This window comes from Exiguobacterium sp. s143, from assembly GCF_018618895.1.
Lineage (GTDB): Bacteria > Bacillota > Bacilli > Exiguobacteriales > Exiguobacteriaceae > Exiguobacterium_A > Exiguobacterium_A abrahamii.
Window position 1 is genome coordinate 1 of sequence record NZ_JACSMX010000007.1, and the last position, 17,617, is coordinate 17,617.

20 protein-coding genes and 2 other annotated features (1 of these 22 cut by a window edge) are annotated in these 17,617 nt (G+C 48.0%); all 20 genes read left to right on the top strand.

Annotation, left to right across the window (positions count from 1 at the left end):
• Positions 1 to 180: 180 nt before the first annotated feature.
• The 20 genes from KNQ03_RS15980 (at position 181) to rplA (ending at position 17,435) form a co-directional block, all read left to right on the top strand.
• On the top strand, positions 181 to 636 hold the full coding sequence (locus KNQ03_RS15980; RefSeq protein WP_023466578.1) for a CtsR family transcriptional regulator: 456 nt from the start codon (positions 181 to 183) through the stop codon (positions 634 to 636).
• 25 nt (positions 637 to 661) lie between these two features.
• Positions 662 to 1,090, top strand: coding sequence for a hypothetical protein (locus KNQ03_RS15985; protein ID WP_029343073.1), 429 nt, complete (start codon positions 662 to 664; stop codon positions 1,088 to 1,090).
• A complete protein-coding gene (locus KNQ03_RS15990; RefSeq protein ID WP_023466586.1) occupies positions 1,083 to 2,156 on the top strand; it encodes an ATP--guanido phosphotransferase in 1,074 nt (357 codons plus the stop codon). Before KNQ03_RS15985 ends, KNQ03_RS15990 begins: the two co-directional genes overlap by 8 nt.
• On the top strand, positions 2,156 to 4,603 hold the full coding sequence (clpC, locus tag KNQ03_RS15995; RefSeq protein ID WP_035413120.1) for an ATP-dependent protease ATP-binding subunit ClpC: 2,448 nt from the start codon (positions 2,156 to 2,158) through the stop codon (positions 4,601 to 4,603). The genes KNQ03_RS15990 and clpC overlap by 1 nt, the downstream gene beginning before the upstream one ends.
• A gap of 76 nt (positions 4,604 to 4,679) precedes the next feature.
• On the top strand, positions 4,680 to 6,056 hold the full coding sequence (gene radA / locus KNQ03_RS16000; protein ID WP_029343076.1) for a DNA repair protein RadA: 1,377 nt from the start codon (positions 4,680 to 4,682) through the stop codon (positions 6,054 to 6,056).
• Between the two features lie 127 nt (positions 6,057 to 6,183).
• Entirely contained in the window at positions 6,184 to 7,269 is a 1,086-nt protein-coding gene (locus KNQ03_RS16005; RefSeq protein ID WP_023466590.1) for a PIN/TRAM domain-containing protein, read from the top strand.
• Between the two features lie 132 nt (positions 7,270 to 7,401).
• On the top strand, positions 7,402 to 8,085 hold the full coding sequence (gene ispD / locus KNQ03_RS16010) for a 2-C-methyl-D-erythritol 4-phosphate cytidylyltransferase (RefSeq protein WP_214725589.1): 684 nt from the start codon (positions 7,402 to 7,404) through the stop codon (positions 8,083 to 8,085).
• Positions 8,086 to 8,087: 2 nt separating this feature from the next.
• Positions 8,088 to 8,570: a 2-C-methyl-D-erythritol 2,4-cyclodiphosphate synthase gene (gene ispF / locus KNQ03_RS16015; protein ID WP_029343079.1), complete on the top strand. Its 483-nt coding sequence runs from the start codon at positions 8,088 to 8,090 to the stop codon at positions 8,568 to 8,570.
• Between the two features lie 43 nt (positions 8,571 to 8,613).
• Positions 8,614 to 10,062 (top strand): glutamate--tRNA ligase, encoded by a 1,449-nt coding sequence (gene gltX, locus KNQ03_RS16020; RefSeq protein ID WP_023466595.1) that lies wholly within the window; start codon positions 8,614 to 8,616, stop codon positions 10,060 to 10,062.
• Positions 10,062 to 10,280, top strand: a binding site (T-box leader). It overlaps the preceding gene by 1 nt.
• 9 nt (positions 10,281 to 10,289) lie before the next feature.
• The gene (gene epsC / locus KNQ03_RS16025) at positions 10,290 to 11,009 is read left to right on the top strand and encodes a serine O-acetyltransferase EpsC (protein WP_255343794.1); all 720 of its coding nucleotides are present in this window, start codon (positions 10,290 to 10,292) and stop codon (positions 11,007 to 11,009) included.
• Entirely contained in the window at positions 10,963 to 12,360 is a 1,398-nt protein-coding gene (cysS, locus tag KNQ03_RS16030) for a cysteine--tRNA ligase (protein ID WP_058705176.1), read from the top strand. Before epsC ends, cysS begins: the two co-directional genes overlap by 47 nt.
• On the top strand, positions 12,357 to 12,761 hold the full coding sequence (locus KNQ03_RS16035) for a Mini-ribonuclease 3 (protein WP_023466600.1): 405 nt from the start codon (positions 12,357 to 12,359) through the stop codon (positions 12,759 to 12,761). The genes cysS and KNQ03_RS16035 overlap by 4 nt, the downstream gene beginning before the upstream one ends.
• A gap of 85 nt (positions 12,762 to 12,846) precedes the next feature.
• A complete protein-coding gene (gene rlmB, locus KNQ03_RS16040; RefSeq protein WP_035399377.1) occupies positions 12,847 to 13,611 on the top strand; it encodes a 23S rRNA (guanosine(2251)-2'-O)-methyltransferase RlmB in 765 nt (254 codons plus the stop codon).
• Positions 13,608 to 14,138 carry an NYN domain-containing protein gene (locus tag KNQ03_RS16045; protein ID WP_050677145.1) on the top strand — a complete coding sequence of 177 codons (531 nt, stop codon included), beginning with the start codon at positions 13,608 to 13,610 and terminating at the stop codon, positions 14,136 to 14,138. Before rlmB ends, KNQ03_RS16045 begins: the two co-directional genes overlap by 4 nt.
• Before the next feature lie 187 nt (positions 14,139 to 14,325).
• Positions 14,326 to 14,967: an RNA polymerase sporulation sigma factor SigH gene (sigH, locus tag KNQ03_RS16050; protein WP_029343084.1), complete on the top strand. Its 642-nt coding sequence runs from the start codon at positions 14,326 to 14,328 to the stop codon at positions 14,965 to 14,967.
• Between the two features lie 156 nt (positions 14,968 to 15,123).
• Complete coding sequence (rpmG, locus tag KNQ03_RS16055; RefSeq protein WP_023466603.1) at positions 15,124 to 15,270, top strand: 50S ribosomal protein L33; 147 nt, start codon at positions 15,124 to 15,126, stop codon at positions 15,268 to 15,270.
• A 44-nt stretch (positions 15,271 to 15,314) separates the two neighbouring features.
• Positions 15,315 to 15,485 (top strand): preprotein translocase subunit SecE, encoded by a 171-nt coding sequence (secE, locus tag KNQ03_RS16060; protein ID WP_023466605.1) that lies wholly within the window; start codon positions 15,315 to 15,317, stop codon positions 15,483 to 15,485.
• A 19-nt stretch (positions 15,486 to 15,504) separates the two neighbouring features.
• On the top strand, positions 15,505 to 16,056 hold the full coding sequence (nusG, locus tag KNQ03_RS16065) for a transcription termination/antitermination protein NusG (RefSeq protein ID WP_023466607.1): 552 nt from the start codon (positions 15,505 to 15,507) through the stop codon (positions 16,054 to 16,056).
• Positions 16,057 to 16,205: 149 nt separating this feature from the next.
• The gene (rplK, locus tag KNQ03_RS16070; protein ID WP_023466609.1) at positions 16,206 to 16,631 is read left to right on the top strand and encodes a 50S ribosomal protein L11; all 426 of its coding nucleotides are present in this window, start codon (positions 16,206 to 16,208) and stop codon (positions 16,629 to 16,631) included.
• 117 nt (positions 16,632 to 16,748) lie between these two features.
• Entirely contained in the window at positions 16,749 to 17,435 is a 687-nt protein-coding gene (gene rplA, locus KNQ03_RS16075) for a 50S ribosomal protein L1 (RefSeq protein ID WP_064300983.1), read from the top strand.
• A gap of 55 nt (positions 17,436 to 17,490) precedes the next feature.
• Positions 17,491 to 17,617, top strand: a sequence feature (ribosomal protein L10 leader region); it runs 25 nt beyond the window's last position.

A 17,617-nucleotide genomic window follows, 5' to 3' on the forward strand; every position in this document is an offset into this window, starting at 1 on the left:
CCGAAAGTAGTTGGGGGCTTCCCCCTGTGAGGATAGGACGTTGCCAGGCACTTGACCGATCTGCAGATTGCAGGTCGGTCTTTTTGTGTTTTCTAAAAAGCCTTATCAGTTGCATTTCTTTTTTTAGATGATTACTATTAAATCAAACAATAGTCAAAGATGGTCAGAGAGGTGGTGCCAATGCAAAACATCACAGATATCATCGAAGCCTATTTAAAGCAAATTTTACACGACGAAAAGACGATTGAAATCAAACGTCAAGAAATTGCACAACGTTTTGACTGTGTTCCATCACAAATCAACTACGTCATTAATACTCGTTTTACGGTCGAAAAGGGTTATTTTGTTGAAAGTAAACGGGGTGGCGGTGGATACATTCGGATTCAAAAAATCGTTGTGCTCGATAGTCACGATCTATTAGACGAAGTCAGTTCATGGATCGGTGATCATTTGACGGAACAAGCTGCAGAAGATTATTTGATTCGTTTGATGAACGAACAATTATTGACGCGGCGGGAAGCTATTTTGATTCAATCGCTGTTGCAAAAAGAGAGTTTGCCAATGGCGGTCGAAGATCAACACCGGATGCGTGCCCACTTGATGCGGACGCTTCTTCAAACCATGAAGCGACTCTAGTCGTCGGACATTGGAGGAATGCATGATGCGTTGTCAACGATGTGGCGAACGAGAAGCAATCGTCCGTGTCAAACTTCCACAAGAATCGGAAACCGATGAGAAGTTCTTATGCTCGGTTTGTGTGCGGGAGTTAGCACGTGAATATCAAGGGACGGCGTGTCCGTCTTGTGGTATGACCCGTCAACAATTGCTTCATCTTCGTAAAGTCGGTTGCCCGACTTGTTATTCATTTTTTAAAGACGAAGTCGACGGCATGGTTCGTCAGTTCCAACACGGTCATACGCAACATTATGGCTCACGGCCTGATGAGGAATCCGTTGAAAAACGATTGAACCAGCAGCTCAGTCGATTGAAAGAACAACTTAACCGCAAAATCTTAGCAGAAGATTATGAAGAAGCAGAAATCATAAAACAACAGATTGAGAGTGTCGAGGAGGATTTGCGTCATGTTTGAAGAGTTGCTCCAACACCCTTTAAGCGAATCGATGAATCAATCTTCTCCCTTTGACGACATCGTCGTTTCGACACGGATCCGATTGGCACGTAATACGACACGTTATCCGTTCTCAACGATGTTATCAGAAGCACAAGCTAATGCGCTCATTGAAGAGACCGAACGTCAACTAAACGGGATGAAAGGGTTCCGGTTTGGTCGCGTCGATCAAGCAGATGTCCTGACTCGAACCGCTTTAGTAGAAAAGCATCTGATCAGTCCAGCGTTAGCCAGTCATCCGCGGACAGGACTTTTCATTAGTGAGGATGAGCAGATCAGTGTCATGGTAAACGAAGAGGATCATTTCCGAATCCAGACGTTACTACCCGGACTTCAACTTGAAGAAGCGTTTCGGATCGCAAAACAAGTCGATCGCTTGATCAGTGAACGATTTAAAATTGCTTTTGATGATACGCTTGGTTATTTAACGACGTGTCCGAGTAACGTCGGAACAGGTCTTCGTGCTTCCGTGATGTTGCACTTACCGGGACTGGTCCTGACGAATCAGATTCAAGGCTATATCAAACACTTACGACAGCTCGGATTCGCGATTCGTGGGCGTTACGGCGAGGGAAGCGATGCTTCTGGTCGTATGTTCCAACTTTCGAACCAACGGACGCTTGGAGCAAGTGAGGATATGCTGATTACGGACTATCAATTTGCGGTCGAAGCATTAATTGAAGCAGAACAGGCAGCACGAAAAGGATTATTGGAGATGTATCAAGAAGAACTAGAGGACAGACTATATCGTTCCTATGGCATCCTGACATCAGCTCGACTGATTACAGCGCGGGAAGCAACGGAACGGTTATCGGATGTTCGCTTAGCGGACAGTCTGGGACTAGAGGTCAATCTACCTCCAAATCTTTTTCACCAACTGCTCGTCTCGCTACAAACAGGTTTTCTACAAAAGCATTTCGGGAAACAATTAACATCTAGAGAACGGGACATCGAACGGGCGAAACGAATCCGGACGATGTTAACCGAACAGACAAACAGGGATCACACACAAGGAGGTTTTGCATAATGATGTTTGGACGATTCACAGAACGTGCACAACGTGTATTGGCACTTGCTCAAGAAGAGGCAGTACGGTTGGGGCACCACAATATCGGAACAGAACACATTTTACTCGGACTTGTACGTGAAGGAGACGGAATTGCTGCGAAAGCATTAACAGCACTCGGTCTCAGTTCAGATAAAATTCAAATGGAAGTCGAAGCATTGATCGGTCGCGGACAAGATGGTGCAACGACGATTCACTATACACCACGTGCGAAAAAGGTCATTGAGTTATCAATGGATGAGGCACGTAAACTTGGTCACTCTTACGTTGGGACAGAACACCTCTTGCTCGGATTGATCCGAGAAGGAGAGGGCGTTGCTGCTCGTGTCTTAAATAACTTAGGCATCAGTCTTTCAAAAGCCCGTCAGCAAGTACTCCAGTTGCTCGGGAACAGCGAAACAACAGCAAACGCGTCGCAAGCAGGTTCAGGTGTCGCAACACCAACACTTGATGGTCTTGCTCGTGATTTGACACAACAAGCGCGTGAAACACGTCTTGATCCAGTTATCGGTCGTGCGAAAGAAATTCAACGCGTCATCGAAGTCTTGAGCCGCCGGACGAAAAATAACCCAGTCTTGATCGGGGAACCAGGGGTCGGTAAAACGGCTGTCGTCGAAGGTCTCGCTCAACAAATCATCAACAATGAAGTACCGGAGACGTTACGCAATAAACGCGTCATGGTACTCGACATGGGAACACTCGTTGCCGGTACGAAATACCGTGGTGAATTCGAAGATCGTTTGAAAAAGGTCATGGATGAGATTCGTCAAGCGGGGAACATCATTCTCTTCATCGATGAGTTGCATACATTGATTGGAGCGGGTGGAGCAGAAGGTGCGATCGATGCATCGAACATCCTTAAACCATCGCTCGCACGAGGCGAACTCCAGTGTATCGGAGCAACGACTCTTGATGAGTACCGGAAATACATCGAAAAAGATGCGGCACTCGAACGTCGTTTCCAACCGATTCAAGTCGCAGAGCCAACAACGGATGAAGCAACACAAATCCTATTTGGTCTTCGCGATCGTTATGAAGCACACCACCGTGTGACGATCACAGACGAAGCGATTCAAGAAGCCGTCACCTTGTCGGATCGATACATTTCGGATCGTTTCCTTCCGGATAAAGCGATCGATTTGATCGATGAAGCGGCATCGAAAGTTCGGTTGCGTTCATACACAGCACCACCGAACTTAAAAGAAGTCGAAGCAAAACTCGAAGGTATCCGTAAGGACAAGGACGAAGCTGTCCAAAGCCAAGAGTTCGAAAAAGCAGCAAGCCTCCGCGACACGGAACAAAAATTACGCGATGAGCTTGAGCGCTTGAAAGAGGAATGGCAGAATAAACAAGGCAACGAAAAACTTGAAGTCACAAAAGATGACATCGCACAAGTCGTTGCCAACTGGACAGGTGTACCGGTCACGAAGATCGCGGAAGAAGAGACGGATCGTCTCCTTCGCCTCGAAGAAATCCTTCACGATCGTGTCATCGGTCAAAACGAAGCCGTTAAATCGATTTCAAAAGCCATTCGTCGGGCACGTGCTGGACTGAAAGATCCAAAACGTCCGATCGGTTCATTCATCTTCCTCGGTCCTACTGGGGTTGGTAAAACAGAACTCGCCCGTGCGGTTGCCGAAGCGATGTTCGGAGATGAGGATGCGATCATCCGAATCGACATGTCAGAGTACATGGAGAAACATGCAACGAGCCGTCTCGTCGGTTCACCTCCAGGATATGTCGGTTACGAAGAAGGCGGTCAATTGACGGAAAAAGTTCGTCGGAAACCATACTCGGTCATCTTACTTGATGAAATCGAGAAGGCGCACCCGGAAGTCTTCAACATTCTCTTGCAAGTACTTGATGATGGACGCTTAACAGACTCGAAAGGTCGGACGGTTGATTTCCGTAACACGATCATCGTCATGACATCGAACGTCGGTGCAAGTGCCCTTAAACGTAATAAATATGTCGGATTCGCTGTTTCTGAAGATACGGATCGCGAATACAAAGACATGAAAGATAAAGTCATGGAAGAACTCAAACGGGCGTTCCGTCCAGAGTTCTTGAACCGGATTGATGAAACGATCGTCTTCCACTCACTCGAGAAACAACACATCGAAGAGATCGTGAAGTTGATGGCGAAAACCCTTGAAAAACGTTTGGCTGAACAGGAAATTCATTTCGAATTGACACCAGCTGCCCTCTCGAAGATTGCCGATATCGGATACGATCCAGAGTACGGCGCACGTCCAATCCGTCGTGCCCTTCAACGGGAAGCGGAAGACCGGTTGTCAGAAGCATTGCTCGCAGGCGATATCCAAAAAGGAGAACATGTTGCGCTTGATGTCGAAGAGAACGAATTCATCGTTCGCCGGAATCACGTGAGTTCTGCCGCAACGGAATAAGCACTGAGCACAGGGCCAGCTTTCGCACTTTCTGAGCGAAGCTGGTTCTTTTTTTGAAACAGAAAGGATGAATCGATTGGCTAAGTTAAAAACAAAATTCGTTTGTCAAAGCTGTGGGACCGAATCACCGAAATGGATGGGACGTTGTTCCGGGTGCGGAGAATGGAACACGATGGTCGAAGAAGTCGTCGAAGAGAAAAAAGGGCGGCGCGGTGCAGCTTTCGTTCATACGACAACAAAACAATTGAAGCCAGAGCGCCTCGCGAACATCGTCTCGCAAGAAGAGAGTCGCGTCTTTACCGGAAGTGGTGAATTCGACCGTGTTCTCGGAGGCGGTATCGTTCCAGGTTCGATGGTGCTTGTTGGAGGAGATCCGGGGATCGGGAAGTCGACGATCTTACTGCAGACGAGCGCACGTCTTGCCCAACGCGGCGAAAAAGTGCTCTACATCTCAGGAGAAGAATCGCTCAAACAAACTAAATTGCGCGCGGAACGGCTTGGCTTACCGACTCAGGATTTGTTCGTCCTTAGTGAGACGGATATGAACATGATTGAACGTGTCGTCGATGAAGAACAGCCACGTTTTTTAATCATCGACTCGATTCAAACCGTCTACATTGATGAAATCCAGTCTGCACCCGGGAGTGTGACACAGGTACGTGAATGTACGGCGATGCTGATGAAAATTGCGAAGAGTCGCGGTATTGCGATCTTCATCGTCGGTCACGTCACGAAACAGGGTTCGATTGCTGGACCACGTTTACTGGAGCACATGGTGGATGCTGTCTTGTATTTCGAAGGCGAACGTCATCATACGTTCCGGATTCTGCGTGCCGTCAAAAACCGATTTGGTTCAACGAATGAGATCGGAATTTTTGAGATGCGGGAGTCTGGTCTTGAAGAGGTCTTGAATCCATCAGAAATTTTCCTCGAGGAGCGGACATCCGGCGTATCCGGTTCGACGATTGTCGCTTCCATGGAGGGGACACGGACGGTCCTTGTCGAACTGCAAGCACTGATTTCACCGACGTCATTCGGAAATCCAAGACGGATGGCGACCGGAATCGATCAAAACAAGGTAGCCTTATTGATGGCTGTGCTTGAGAAACGGTCGGGTCTTCTCCTTCAGACACAAGATGCGTACCTCAAGGCAGCCGGTGGTGTGAAGCTTGATGAACCGGCGATTGACTTGGCGGTTTGTGTGGCAATTGCTTCTAGTTTCCGTGACAAGCCGACGCGTCCGACAGATGTCGTGATTGGTGAGGTCGGATTGACAGGTGAGGTTCGCCGTGTATCGCGGATTGAACAACGTGTAGCAGAAGCAGCTAAACTCGGTTTCACGCGGGCGATCATTCCGAAAAACAACTTGGGTGGTTGGACGTATCCGGACGGAATTACGGTCGTCGGTGTCGAGAGTGTGGACGAAGCATTACGTGAAACGATTCCGTTTTAAGCTGGAATGACGCAAAAAATGGGGGAACTGTAATGGATATGTAAACAGTTTCCCCTCCTTACGGCGTAGGTAGTTCAAATCAGTACATGTTACAATGAACTTAAAATAAGCAAAGGAGGTGAGAAGATTGAAAATCGTCATTCGGGTATTTTTTGCATTACTCGGACTTGCCCTCGGAATCTTGTTGCTTCCTCAGTTCTTCCAATTAATTGAAACGGCAACGAATACGACATTCCCTGCATGGTTGATGAGCGAATACGTAACTGGAACGATTGGTGCACTCATATTCTTATTAATTGGATTATTCATTACGGATTCGGTAATTCGACTTCTCCGATTTTTAGAAGAACGGCTCGTCAAAGCCCCAGTAGCAGATCTCTTTTTTGGAACATTTGGTTTGTTGATTGGGTTGGTACTGGCCTTTCTCGTCAGTACATTGATTGATTTAGTAGGTATTCCTGTCCTCAGTAACGTCTTAACAATCTTCGTGACCGCGTTATTCGGATATCTTGGCTTTACGGTCGGATATCGTAAACGTCATGAATTGACGAAAATCTTCTTACGCAGCAACCAAAGTGAGAAAAAGGCGACGCCAGAAGTCGTCGTTCCAGTTAAATCAAACAGTAAGGTACTCGATACGAGCGTCATCATCGACGGGCGGATCACGGATATCACGAAGACCGGTTTCGTCGAAGGAAAACTGATCGTCCCGCAATTCGTCATCGGTGAGTTGCAGTACATCGCCGATTCTTCCGATACGTTGAAACGAAATCGTGGACGTCGTGGACTCGATGTCTTAAAAGAGTTACAAGAGATCCCTGGAGTCGAGGTCGAAATTTATGATGGCGATTTCGAGGATGTACCGGAAGTCGATATTAAGCTGATCAAACTCGCGGAACTCGTCAAAGGGATCGTCGTCACGAACGACTATAACTTGAACAAAGTCTGTGAAGTCCGACATGTTCCTGTTCTTAACATCAATGATCTGGCGAATGCCGTCAAACAAGTCGTCATTCCAGGAGAAGAGATGACCGTCCTTGTCATCAAGGAAGGAAAAGAACAAAAACAGGGCATTGCCTATCTCGAAGATGGGACGATGGTCGTTGTTGAAGGAGGCAAACACCTCATTTCGAAAACGATTGGCGTTGTCGTCACGAGTGTCTTGCAGACGTCAGCTGGACGAATGATTTTTGCGAAACCACAAGAAAAATGAGACACTATGCCTAGAGAGACATCGAGAGGCATTCGGATAGACCCCGCAACGGATTCGATTTCATGATCGAGTCCGTTTTCGGTGTGATGGAATGGATCACGATGATCAGTGAGAGAGAAAAGAGGGAATGGGATGTCTACAGCCACATATCGCGTCGTCATCCCCGCTGCCGGTGCCGGTAAGCGGATGGGCGCAGATCGTAATAAATTGATGCTTGAACTAAGAGAACGTCCAATCATCGCTTGGACACTGGATGTCTTCGAGGCAGATCCGGCATGTACGGAAATCGTCCTTGCGATCAATCCACTAGAACAGGAATGGTTTACAAGTATTATCGCGTCTTATAAGACATCGATTAGACTTGTCGCGGGTGGTACCGAACGTCAGGAAAGTGTGCTCCGTGGTCTTGAAGCGTTAAAAGGCGAAGGAATCGTTCTGATCCATGATGGGGCCAGACCGTTTATTTCACAAGCAGCGATTCATGCAGTCGTCCAGGCAGCAGTCCTAGATCAGGCGGCGATTCTTGCCGTGCCGATCAAAGACACAGTCAAACGGGTTGAAGCGAACCACATCAGCGAGACCGTCCCACGGGAACATCTGAGGGCAGCGCAGACACCACAAGCGTTTGATCTTGCGACGATTCGCACGGTTCACGAAAAAGCGGCAACGAAATACCTAGGAACCGATGATGCAAGTTTGATAGAATGGGACGGAGGAAAAGTAACGATCGTCCACGGTCACTACGAAAATATCAAGATGACGACACCGGACGATTTGTGGTTCGGTGAAGCGATTCTAATGAAACGAGGGAAATGACGATGATTCGAATTGGACAAGGTTTTGATGTACATGCCTTTGCAGAGGATCGGAAATTGATTTTAGGCGGCATCGAGATTCCGCACACGAAAGGATTGCTCGGTCACTCGGATGCAGACGTCTTGTTACATACGATTGCCGACGCGGCACTTGGTGCAATCGCAGCAGGGGATATCGGAAAACATTTTCCGGATACGGATCCGGAATTCAAGGATGCCGATTCAGCAAAATTGCTGCAACATGTCTACGCGCTCGTTAAACAACAAGGGTATGAGCTTGGCAACCTAGATGCGACAGTCATCGCACAGGCACCAAAGCTTCGTCCGTACATCGACACGATGCGTGCGCGAATCGCGGAATTACTCGAAGCGGACATTGAACAGATCAATGTCAAGGCAACGACGACGGAATGGTTAGGTTTTACGGGACGAGAAGAGGGAATCGCTTGTCAAGCAGTGATTCTACTGAAACGAATCGAAGAATAAGGTATACTAGATAAGCGAATTTTAGTCGAAGGAGTGATTGGCAATGGCAGAAGTACGAGTACGTTATGCCCCAAGTCCAACAGGACACTTGCATATCGGGAATGCCCGGACTGCATTATTTAACTATCTCTTTGCGCGCCACTTAGGCGGTAAGATGGTATTACGAATCGAGGATACGGACCAAAAGCGGAACATCGCAGGTGGTGTCGAGAGTCAAATGAAGAACCTCGAGTGGCTCGGTGTCGATTGGGACGAAGGTCCAGGTCGCGGTGGCGAGTACGGTCCTTATTCACAAATGGAGCGTCTCGATATCTATCAAAAGTACACGGATGAGTTACTTGAAAAAGGACTTGCTTACCGTTGCTACATGACATCGGAAGAGCTCGAAGCAGAACGCGAAGCACAAATCGCACGTGGAGAAGCACCGCGTTATTCAGGAGCACACCGTAACCTGACAGCAGAACAAGAAGAAGCGTTCCGCGCAGAAGGTCGCACGCCGTCGATTCGGATTCGTGTACCGGAAGATGTCACGTATACATGGAATGATATCGTTAAAGACGATGTCTCATTCGAATCAAAAGACTTCGGTGACTGGGTCATCGTCAAAAAAGACGGCATTCCGACGTATAACTTTGCCGTCGTCATCGACGATCACTTGATGGCGATCAGCCATGTTCTTCGTGGGGATGATCATATTTCGAACACACCGAAACAGATGATGATCTATGATGCGTTCGGTTGGGAATACCCGACGTTCGGTCACATGACATTGATCGTCAACGAATCACACAAGAAACTCTCGAAACGTGATCACTCGATCATTCAGTATATCGAGCAGTATAAAGAGCTCGGTTATCTCCCGGAAGCATTGCTCAACTTCATCACGCTTCTCGGTTGGTCACCAGTCGGCGAACAAGAGATCTTCACGAAAGAAGAGTTCATCGAAATCTTTGACGCGGATCGTCTCTCGAAGAGTCCAGCTGTCTTTGACCAAAACAAATTGGCTTGGATCAATAGCCAGTACATGAAACATCAATCGTTCGAAGAAGTATTCGAAGCAAGTCTTCCGTTCCTACAAGAAGCAGGTCGCGTCGAAGCGTCACCTTCAGAAGAAGAGCTCGCTTGGGCACGTGATCTTGTCGCGTTATACCGCGAACAGATGACGCATGGCGCGGAAATCGTCAAGCTTTCAGAGATGTTCTTTGAGGACGAAGTGGTGTATGATGAAGAGGCAAACACTGTCTTGAGTGGCGAGACGGTTCCGACTGTACTTGCAGAATTCGCGAACCAGTTACGTGCTCTCGAAGAGTGGACACCAGAAGCAATTAAAGCATCGATCAAAGCGACGCAAAAAGCGACTGGTCAAAAAGGAAAGAATTTATTCATGCCAATTCGTGTCGCGACGACAGGACAGACGCATGGTCCAGAACTCCCGAACACGATTCAATTACTAGGAAAAGACCGTGTGCTTGCACGGCTTGAAGCAGAATAACGAAAGCGTAGACGAGGAAAGTAACGATGCGTCTTCTTCTCCAGAGACAAGCTCGAATGGTGCGAGGGCTTGAAGAAGCGAATCATGAAATGCCCCTCTGAGTGCTGCCCGAAATCCGTGAGAGTAGGCGCAGACGTATCTCCGGCGTTAACGGACGTCGAGAGGGACGAGTCAATCGTCCAAACAGAGTGGGACCGCGCTTCGTTAGCGTCTCTGTGCAGCAATGCATAGAGGCGCTTTTTCTTATGGAGAGGAGAACGTATATGACACGGATACGAGAAGATATCCGCAATGTGTTTGAGCAAGATCCAGCTGCCCGCAGCACGTTAGAAGTCATTTTGACATACCCGGGCTTACATGCGATTTGGATGCATCGTCTGGCCCATCGACTCTGGAACGCAAAGTTCCGCTTACTCGGTCGATTAATTTCGCAGTTCAGTCGCTTTTTGACAGGCATCGAGATTCATCCAGGAGCGACGATCGGACGCCGGTTCTTTATTGACCACGGGATGGGTGTCGTCATTGGTGAGACGACGATCATTGGTGATGACGTCACGTTGTTTCAAGGCGTGACACTCGGCGGAACGGGGAAAGAAACAGGAAAGCGTCATCCGACGATTGAAGACGGCGTACTTGTCTCTGCCGGTGCCCGTGTCCTTGGTGATATCACGATTGGGGCATACTCAAAAATCGGTGCTAGTTCTGTCGTCTTAAAACACGTTCCTCCCAATGCGACCGTCGTCGGCATTCCGGGACGTGTCGTCATTCAAGACGGCATGAAGGTCGAAGCACCACTTGATCATCGTTTCCCGGATCCGGTCAGCGAATGCCAAGAGCGGATTGAAATGGAACTAGAAGTATTAAAACAAGAAATTGAACGGATTAAAGGAGGGCGACGTCATGATTCAACTGTACAACAGCATGACCGGAAAAAAGGAACCATTTAAACCATTAGAAGAAGGAAAGGTCAAGATGTATGTCTGTGGCCCGACGGTTTACAACTACATTCATATCGGGAACGCACGTCCAGCAATCGTTTTCGATACGGTCCGTCGCTACTTCACATACCGCGGATACGAAGTCAAATATGTCTCGAACTTCACGGACGTCGATGATAAGATCATCCGGACAGCAAACGAACTCGGAGAAGACTATCATGCGTTGACGAAACGTTTCATTGAGGCGTATCACGCGGATACGGGCGCCTTGAATGTCCAAAAAGCGGATATCCATCCACTCGTCACGGAAACGATGGACGATATCATCGCCTTCATCGAAGTCCTCGTCGAAAAAGGCAATGCCTACGCATCGAGCGGGGATGTCTACTTCCGGACGCGTAGTTTCAAGGATTATGGTCAATTGAGCCAACAGTCGATCGATGAATTGCGTGCAGGTGCACGAATTGAAGTCGGAGAGAAAAAAGAAGATCCGCTTGATTTCGTGCTCTGGAAAGCAGCAAAACCAGGTGAGCCGGCATGGACGAGTCCATGGGGCGAAGGACGACCAGGCTGGCACATCGAGTGCTCGGCGATGGCAAAGAAATACCTTGGAGAGACGATTGACATTCATGCTGGTGGACAAGACTTAAAGTTCCCGCACCATGAGAATGAGATCGCCCAGTCAGAAGCATGCAACTCACAGAAGTTCGCAAACTACTGGATGCATAACGGGTTCTTAAACATCGAAAACGAGAAGATGTCGAAGTCGCTCGGTAACTTCTTGACGGTTCATGAAGCAATCCAAGCGGTCGATCCGATGGTATTACGATTCTTCATGTTATCGGTTCAGTATCGTCACCCGATCAACTACAGTCGTGAACTGATCGATCAAGCAGCGAATGGTCTCGCACGGATTCGGGAATCGGTCGCAAACATCGAACACCGCCTTGAAATGACGGCCGATCTCGGAACAGGTGACGAGAAGTGGTTGAATCGTCTAGCGGCGATCAAGGAACATTTCATCACATCGATGGATGATGATTTCAATACAGCGAACGCTGTGACGGATTTATTCGATCTCTCGAAAGAAGCCAACTTGTACCTTGGAGAAGCACATGTGTCGAAACAGGTGCTCGAACAGTTCCTCGCACTCTTCTCGGAATTATCAGATGTCCTCGGTGTCACGTTGACAGTCGACAAAGGCTTACTCGATGAAGAAGTCGAACAGTTGATCGAAGAGCGGAACACAGCCCGTCAAAATCGTGACTTCGCACGAGCGGACGCAATCCGCGATCAGCTACGTGATCAAGGGATCTTGCTGGAAGACACAGCGCAAGGGATGCGGTGGAAGCGCGGATGAAGAATTACAAACAACTGAATGCACTCGCGTTAGCGTACATGGGCGATGTCGTCTATGAGATTCGTGTGCGGGAGCGATTGCTCGAACAAGGTTATGTGAAGCCGGGCGAGTTGCATAAAGCAGCTGTCCGGTACGTTCGGGCACAAGCACAAGCGACGGTCGTGACGCACTGGTTGAACACGGATGCGTTGACGGAAGAAGAGGCAGCGGTTGTCCGGCGCGGAAAGAACGCGAAATCCGGTTCTGTCCCGAAGAGCACGGACGTCCACACGTATCGCTACGCGACAGCATTTGAAGCATTACTCGGTTATATTTATCTTTCAGAAGGAGGGGATCGCCTTGAAGAACTCATCGGACAAGCGTTCGAACTACTCGAAGCCGAAAAAACAGACGAATCCTAAGGCTACCGGTGCGAAGCCGAAAACGAAGGCACAGCGCCCAGCACAAGAGAAACGAAAAGCCACTCCAGTCAAGGAACAGCCCGTCGTGATCGAACCGCTTGAAGAAGGACAAGATTTCTTGTCAGGTCGTAATCCGGTCCTAGAGGCATTGCGGAGTGGACGAGAGATGAACAAGCTGTTCTTGCAGGAAGGACAACAAAAAGGACCGCTTGCCGTCATCCATGCGATGGCGCAGGAAGCGGGCATCCAAATCCAGCTCGTACCACGTTCACGGTTAACTGGTTTAGCTGGAACGGAAAATCACCAAGGTGTCGTCGCAGCGGTTGCTGCGTATGAATACGCCGAGATGGAAGACATCTTCGAGCTTGCACGTCAAAAGGATGAAACACCGCTCTTGATCATGCTTGATGAGCTCGAGGATCCACATAACCTCGGATCAATCTTGCGGACAGCAGATGCTGTCGGAGCACACGGAATCATCATTCCGAAGCGTCGCTCAGTCGGGTTGACGCAAGTCGTCGCCAAGGCATCAACAGGCGCGATCGAACATATCCCGGTCGTTCGTGTGACGAACCTCGCTCGGACGATGGAGGATCTAAAGAAACAAGGCATCTGGTTCGTCGGAACGGATGCACGTGAAAGTGACGACTACCGGACACTCGATGGTACGATGCCGCTCGGAATCGTCATTGGAAGTGAAGGAAAAGGAATGAGCCGGCTCGTCCGTGAGAAATGTGACTTCCTCGTCCACCTCCCGATGGCAGGACATGTCACGTCGCTCAACGCATCGGTCGCGGCTTCGCTATTATTATATGAAGTCTACCGGACTAGAAAGCCGTATGCGCGATGAAATATGATCGCCTCATCGTAGATGGCTACAATATCATTGGCGCATGGCCAGAATTTCGGACGTTGCGGGAGCAAGACTTTGAATTAGCACGGGAACGGTTGATTCATGCGATGGCGGAGTACCAAGCCGTCACAGGGATCAGCGTTACGATCGTCTTTGATGCCTATCTGCAACCAGGGCGTGAGTCTCGGATGCTAAAAAGCGGAATCGATATCGTCTATACACGAGAAAACGAGACGGCGGACGAGTGGATTGAGAAAACCGCCGCTGACTGGCTGCAGGATATCCGGGTCAAGCTGACGGTAGCGACGAACGACTACACGGAGCAATGGGTCATCTTCACGCTTGGAGCACTCCGTATATCAGCGCAGGAACTCCGGCGTGAGTGGAAAGCAGCAGTTGCCGTCATCAAGCAACAAACGACGTCTGCGAAGACGACGGCTCAACCGCGCTCGAAGATTGATTTACCGGAAGATGTCGTCGCGCGCCTCGAAGCGATTCGTCGACGAAAGAATTCAGATACATGATATGAACCATTCGTATGAGTAATCCGCCGTTCTCCTTCATTCGAGAGCGGTGGATTTTTTTGTAGAAAAGATACATTTTGGATACAACAAAAGAGGTCATGCCAATTTTCATTGTCGTGCGACAGGTAATTATTGTATAATTAAAAACAATTGAACTATTCGTCAATGATGCTTGGAGGGATACAGGATGAGTTTGGTTTCGTTCGACCAGTTTGAGTGCATGACCGATGAAGCGCTTGTAGAACAAGCGAAAGAGTTCGATAACAGCGATGCGCTCGAATTTTTGATCGAGCGGTATCGAAATTTCGTACGTGCCAAAGCCCGTTCTTACTTTTTGATCGGGGCAGACCGCGAAGACATCATTCAAGAAGGAATGATCGGTCTCTATAAGGCGGTACGGGATTACCGAACGGATAAGCTCGCCTCGTTTAAAGGATTTGCCGAATTATGCATCACGCGACAGATGATCACTGCGATCAAGACGGCGACACGTCAGAAACATATCCCGTTGAACTCGTACATCTCGCTCGATAAACCGATCTATGACGATGAATCGGAGCGGACGTTACTTGATATCATCACGTCGACAGCACCTTCTGATCCACAAATCTTGATCATCAACCGGGAAGAATACGCAGACATCGAATCGAAGATGGATGAGATTCTGAGCGACCTCGAACGGAAGGTCCTCGCGCTCTATCTCGACGGACGGACGTATCAGGAAATCTCTGACGACCTCGATCGTCACGTCAAATCGATCGATAATGCCTTGCAACGCGTCAAGCGCAAGCTTGAGCGTTATCTTGAAGCACGAAAGATGACGGTCTAACAGAGAGGTAGATTGACCGTAATCCCTTCCTATGCTACTGTATAACTAGCGCCTTACTAGCGAGACGCCGCTCATAGGCGTTTTTTTTTTACGCTCTTTTTCGGAAGGAAAGTACCTTAACAGAAGAGAAGAGTGGCAAAGAAGGAGGACTTTGAGATGGCGAAGAAAGTAGGCCTTGCTTGTGATAATTGCGGTGCCCGCGACTATACGACGATGAAAAAAGAGGACGTCACTGTCCGCTTGGAATTGAAGAAATTCTGCCGTCGTTGTAACGCGCATACGATTCATAAAGAAGCGAAATAAGGCTTCATCTGTCCCGATTTATTACATCCTGGAGGGAAAGTACGATGAAATTTTTGCGTGACGTATGGAATGAATTGAAAAAGACGAGCTGGCCAAAACGGAAAGAGCTGACGAAATACACATTGACGGTCATCGGTATGGTGATCTTCATGGGTGTCTTCATCTTCGGCGTCGATTCAGGGCTTAGCGCATTGATGAGCTGGTTGATTAAGTAAAAAGAAGAGGTGGCCTACCATGGAGAAACAATGGTTTGTCGTCCAAACGTATTCCGGATTCGAAAACAACGTCAAGGCGAACCTTGAACGTCGGATTGAATCCATGAACATGGACGAAAAAATCTTCCGTGTACTCGTTCCGATTGAAACGGTACAAGAAGAAGTAACGAACAAAAAGGGAGAAACGAAAATCAAGGAACGTGAAGTCAAGATCTTCCCGGGGTATGTCCTCGTCGAGATGGTCATGACGGATGATTCTTGGTATGTCGTCCGGAATACTCCGAACGTCACGGGCTTCCTCGGATCAGTCGGCGGCGGTTCAAAACCGACACCGCTCCTTCCGGAAGAAGCAGAAAACATCCTTGGATCAATGGGTCTCGTCGATCTGAAGAGCCGTTACGACTTCTCACTCGGACAAATCGTCCGAATCAAAGAAGGAGCTTTCGAAAATCTCGAAGGTACGATCGAGGAGCTTGATACAGATGCTGAGAAAATGAAAGTCTCTGTTGATATGTTCGGTCGCGAAACGAAGGTCGAGCTTGATTTCGCACAGGTCGATAAAATCGATTAAGTTTCCTATTGCGAATGTTTTGTTTTAATGATACAATTTTTCGTGTTTGATGTTGTGCTTATTTCGATAAATAACTCGTCGAATAGAATGAGTGGGAGGACGCGCAACGTCCAATTAAACCACATTAAAGAATTAAGGAGGTGTGTCTCGTGGCGAAGAAGGTTATGAAACTCGTAAAACTTCAAATTCCTGCGGGCAAAGCAAACCCAGCTCCACCAGTTGGACCGGCACTCGGTCAAGCAGGTGTGAACATCATGGGCTTCTGTAAAGAGTTCAACGCTCGTACACAAGACCAAGCCGGCTTGATTATCCCTGTAGTCATCACGGTTTTTGAAGATCGTTCATTCACATTCATCACTAAAACTCCTCCAGCAGCAGTTCTCTTGAAGAAAGCAGCTGGAATTGAGAGTGGTTCAGGTGAACCGAACCGTAAGAAAGTAGCGACTGTCAAACGTGACAAAGTTCGTGAAATCGCTGAAACAAAAATGCCAGACCTTAACGCATCATCTGTTGAAACAGCAATGTTGATGGTTGAAGGTACTGCACGTTCTATGGGTATCGTAATCGAAGACTAATGTCTTTTTGATTACCATGAACAACGATGAGGGTCGCAGGCGGATAGTTTCTTGAAGCCTGCTACCCTTTCATTATGTGGGAGGATTTTCCGCACAACCACAAAGGAGGAACCTAAAATGGGTAAGAAGTACAAAGAAGCTGCTAAGCTTATCGATCGTACGGTTTCATACGAACTCGCAGAAGCTGTAGATTTGACTAAAAAATCTGCAACTGCGAAATTCGATGAGACTATCGAATTGGCTGTTCGTCTCGGAGTAGATCCGAAGAAAGCAGACCAACAAATCCGTGGAGCAGTCGTATTGCCACACGGTACTGGTAAAACACAAAAAGTTCTCGTCTTCGCGAAAGGTGAGAAATTAAAAGAAGCGGAAGCTGCTGGAGCAGATTACGCTGGTGATGCTGAGTACATCAACAAAATCCAACAAGGATGGTTCGACTTCGACGTTATCGTCGCGACACCAGACATGATGGGTGAAGTTGGTAAACTTGGTCGCGTTCTCGGACCAAAAGGCCTCATGCCAAACCCGAAAACAGGTACAGTTACATTTGACGTCACAAAAGCAATCAACGATATCAAAGCTGGTAAAGTTGAGTACCGTGTCGACAAATCAGGTAACATCCACGTTCCTGTCGGTAAAAAATCATTCGATAACGAGAAACTCGTTGATAACATCAACACAGTTATCGAAACTCTCGTAAAAGTTAAGCCTGCTACTGCTAAAGGTGTATACCTTAAGAACATCGCGATCGCTTCTACAATGGGTCCTGGTGTAAAAGTATCTTCAGCTGACTTCGCGAAATAATTTCGTCTAAAACGAACTTGACAACGTTCTAAGAACGCTGTTACAGTATAAAACGTTGATATATTTCGACATACCGTAGACAGAAGGTGCTCACATGGGCATAAATCCTTCCGAGGTGTTCTTGCTCAGAGAGCCTGTTTGTTCAGGTATCCTTTTTGACGATTACGCCTCCTCTGCTCTGC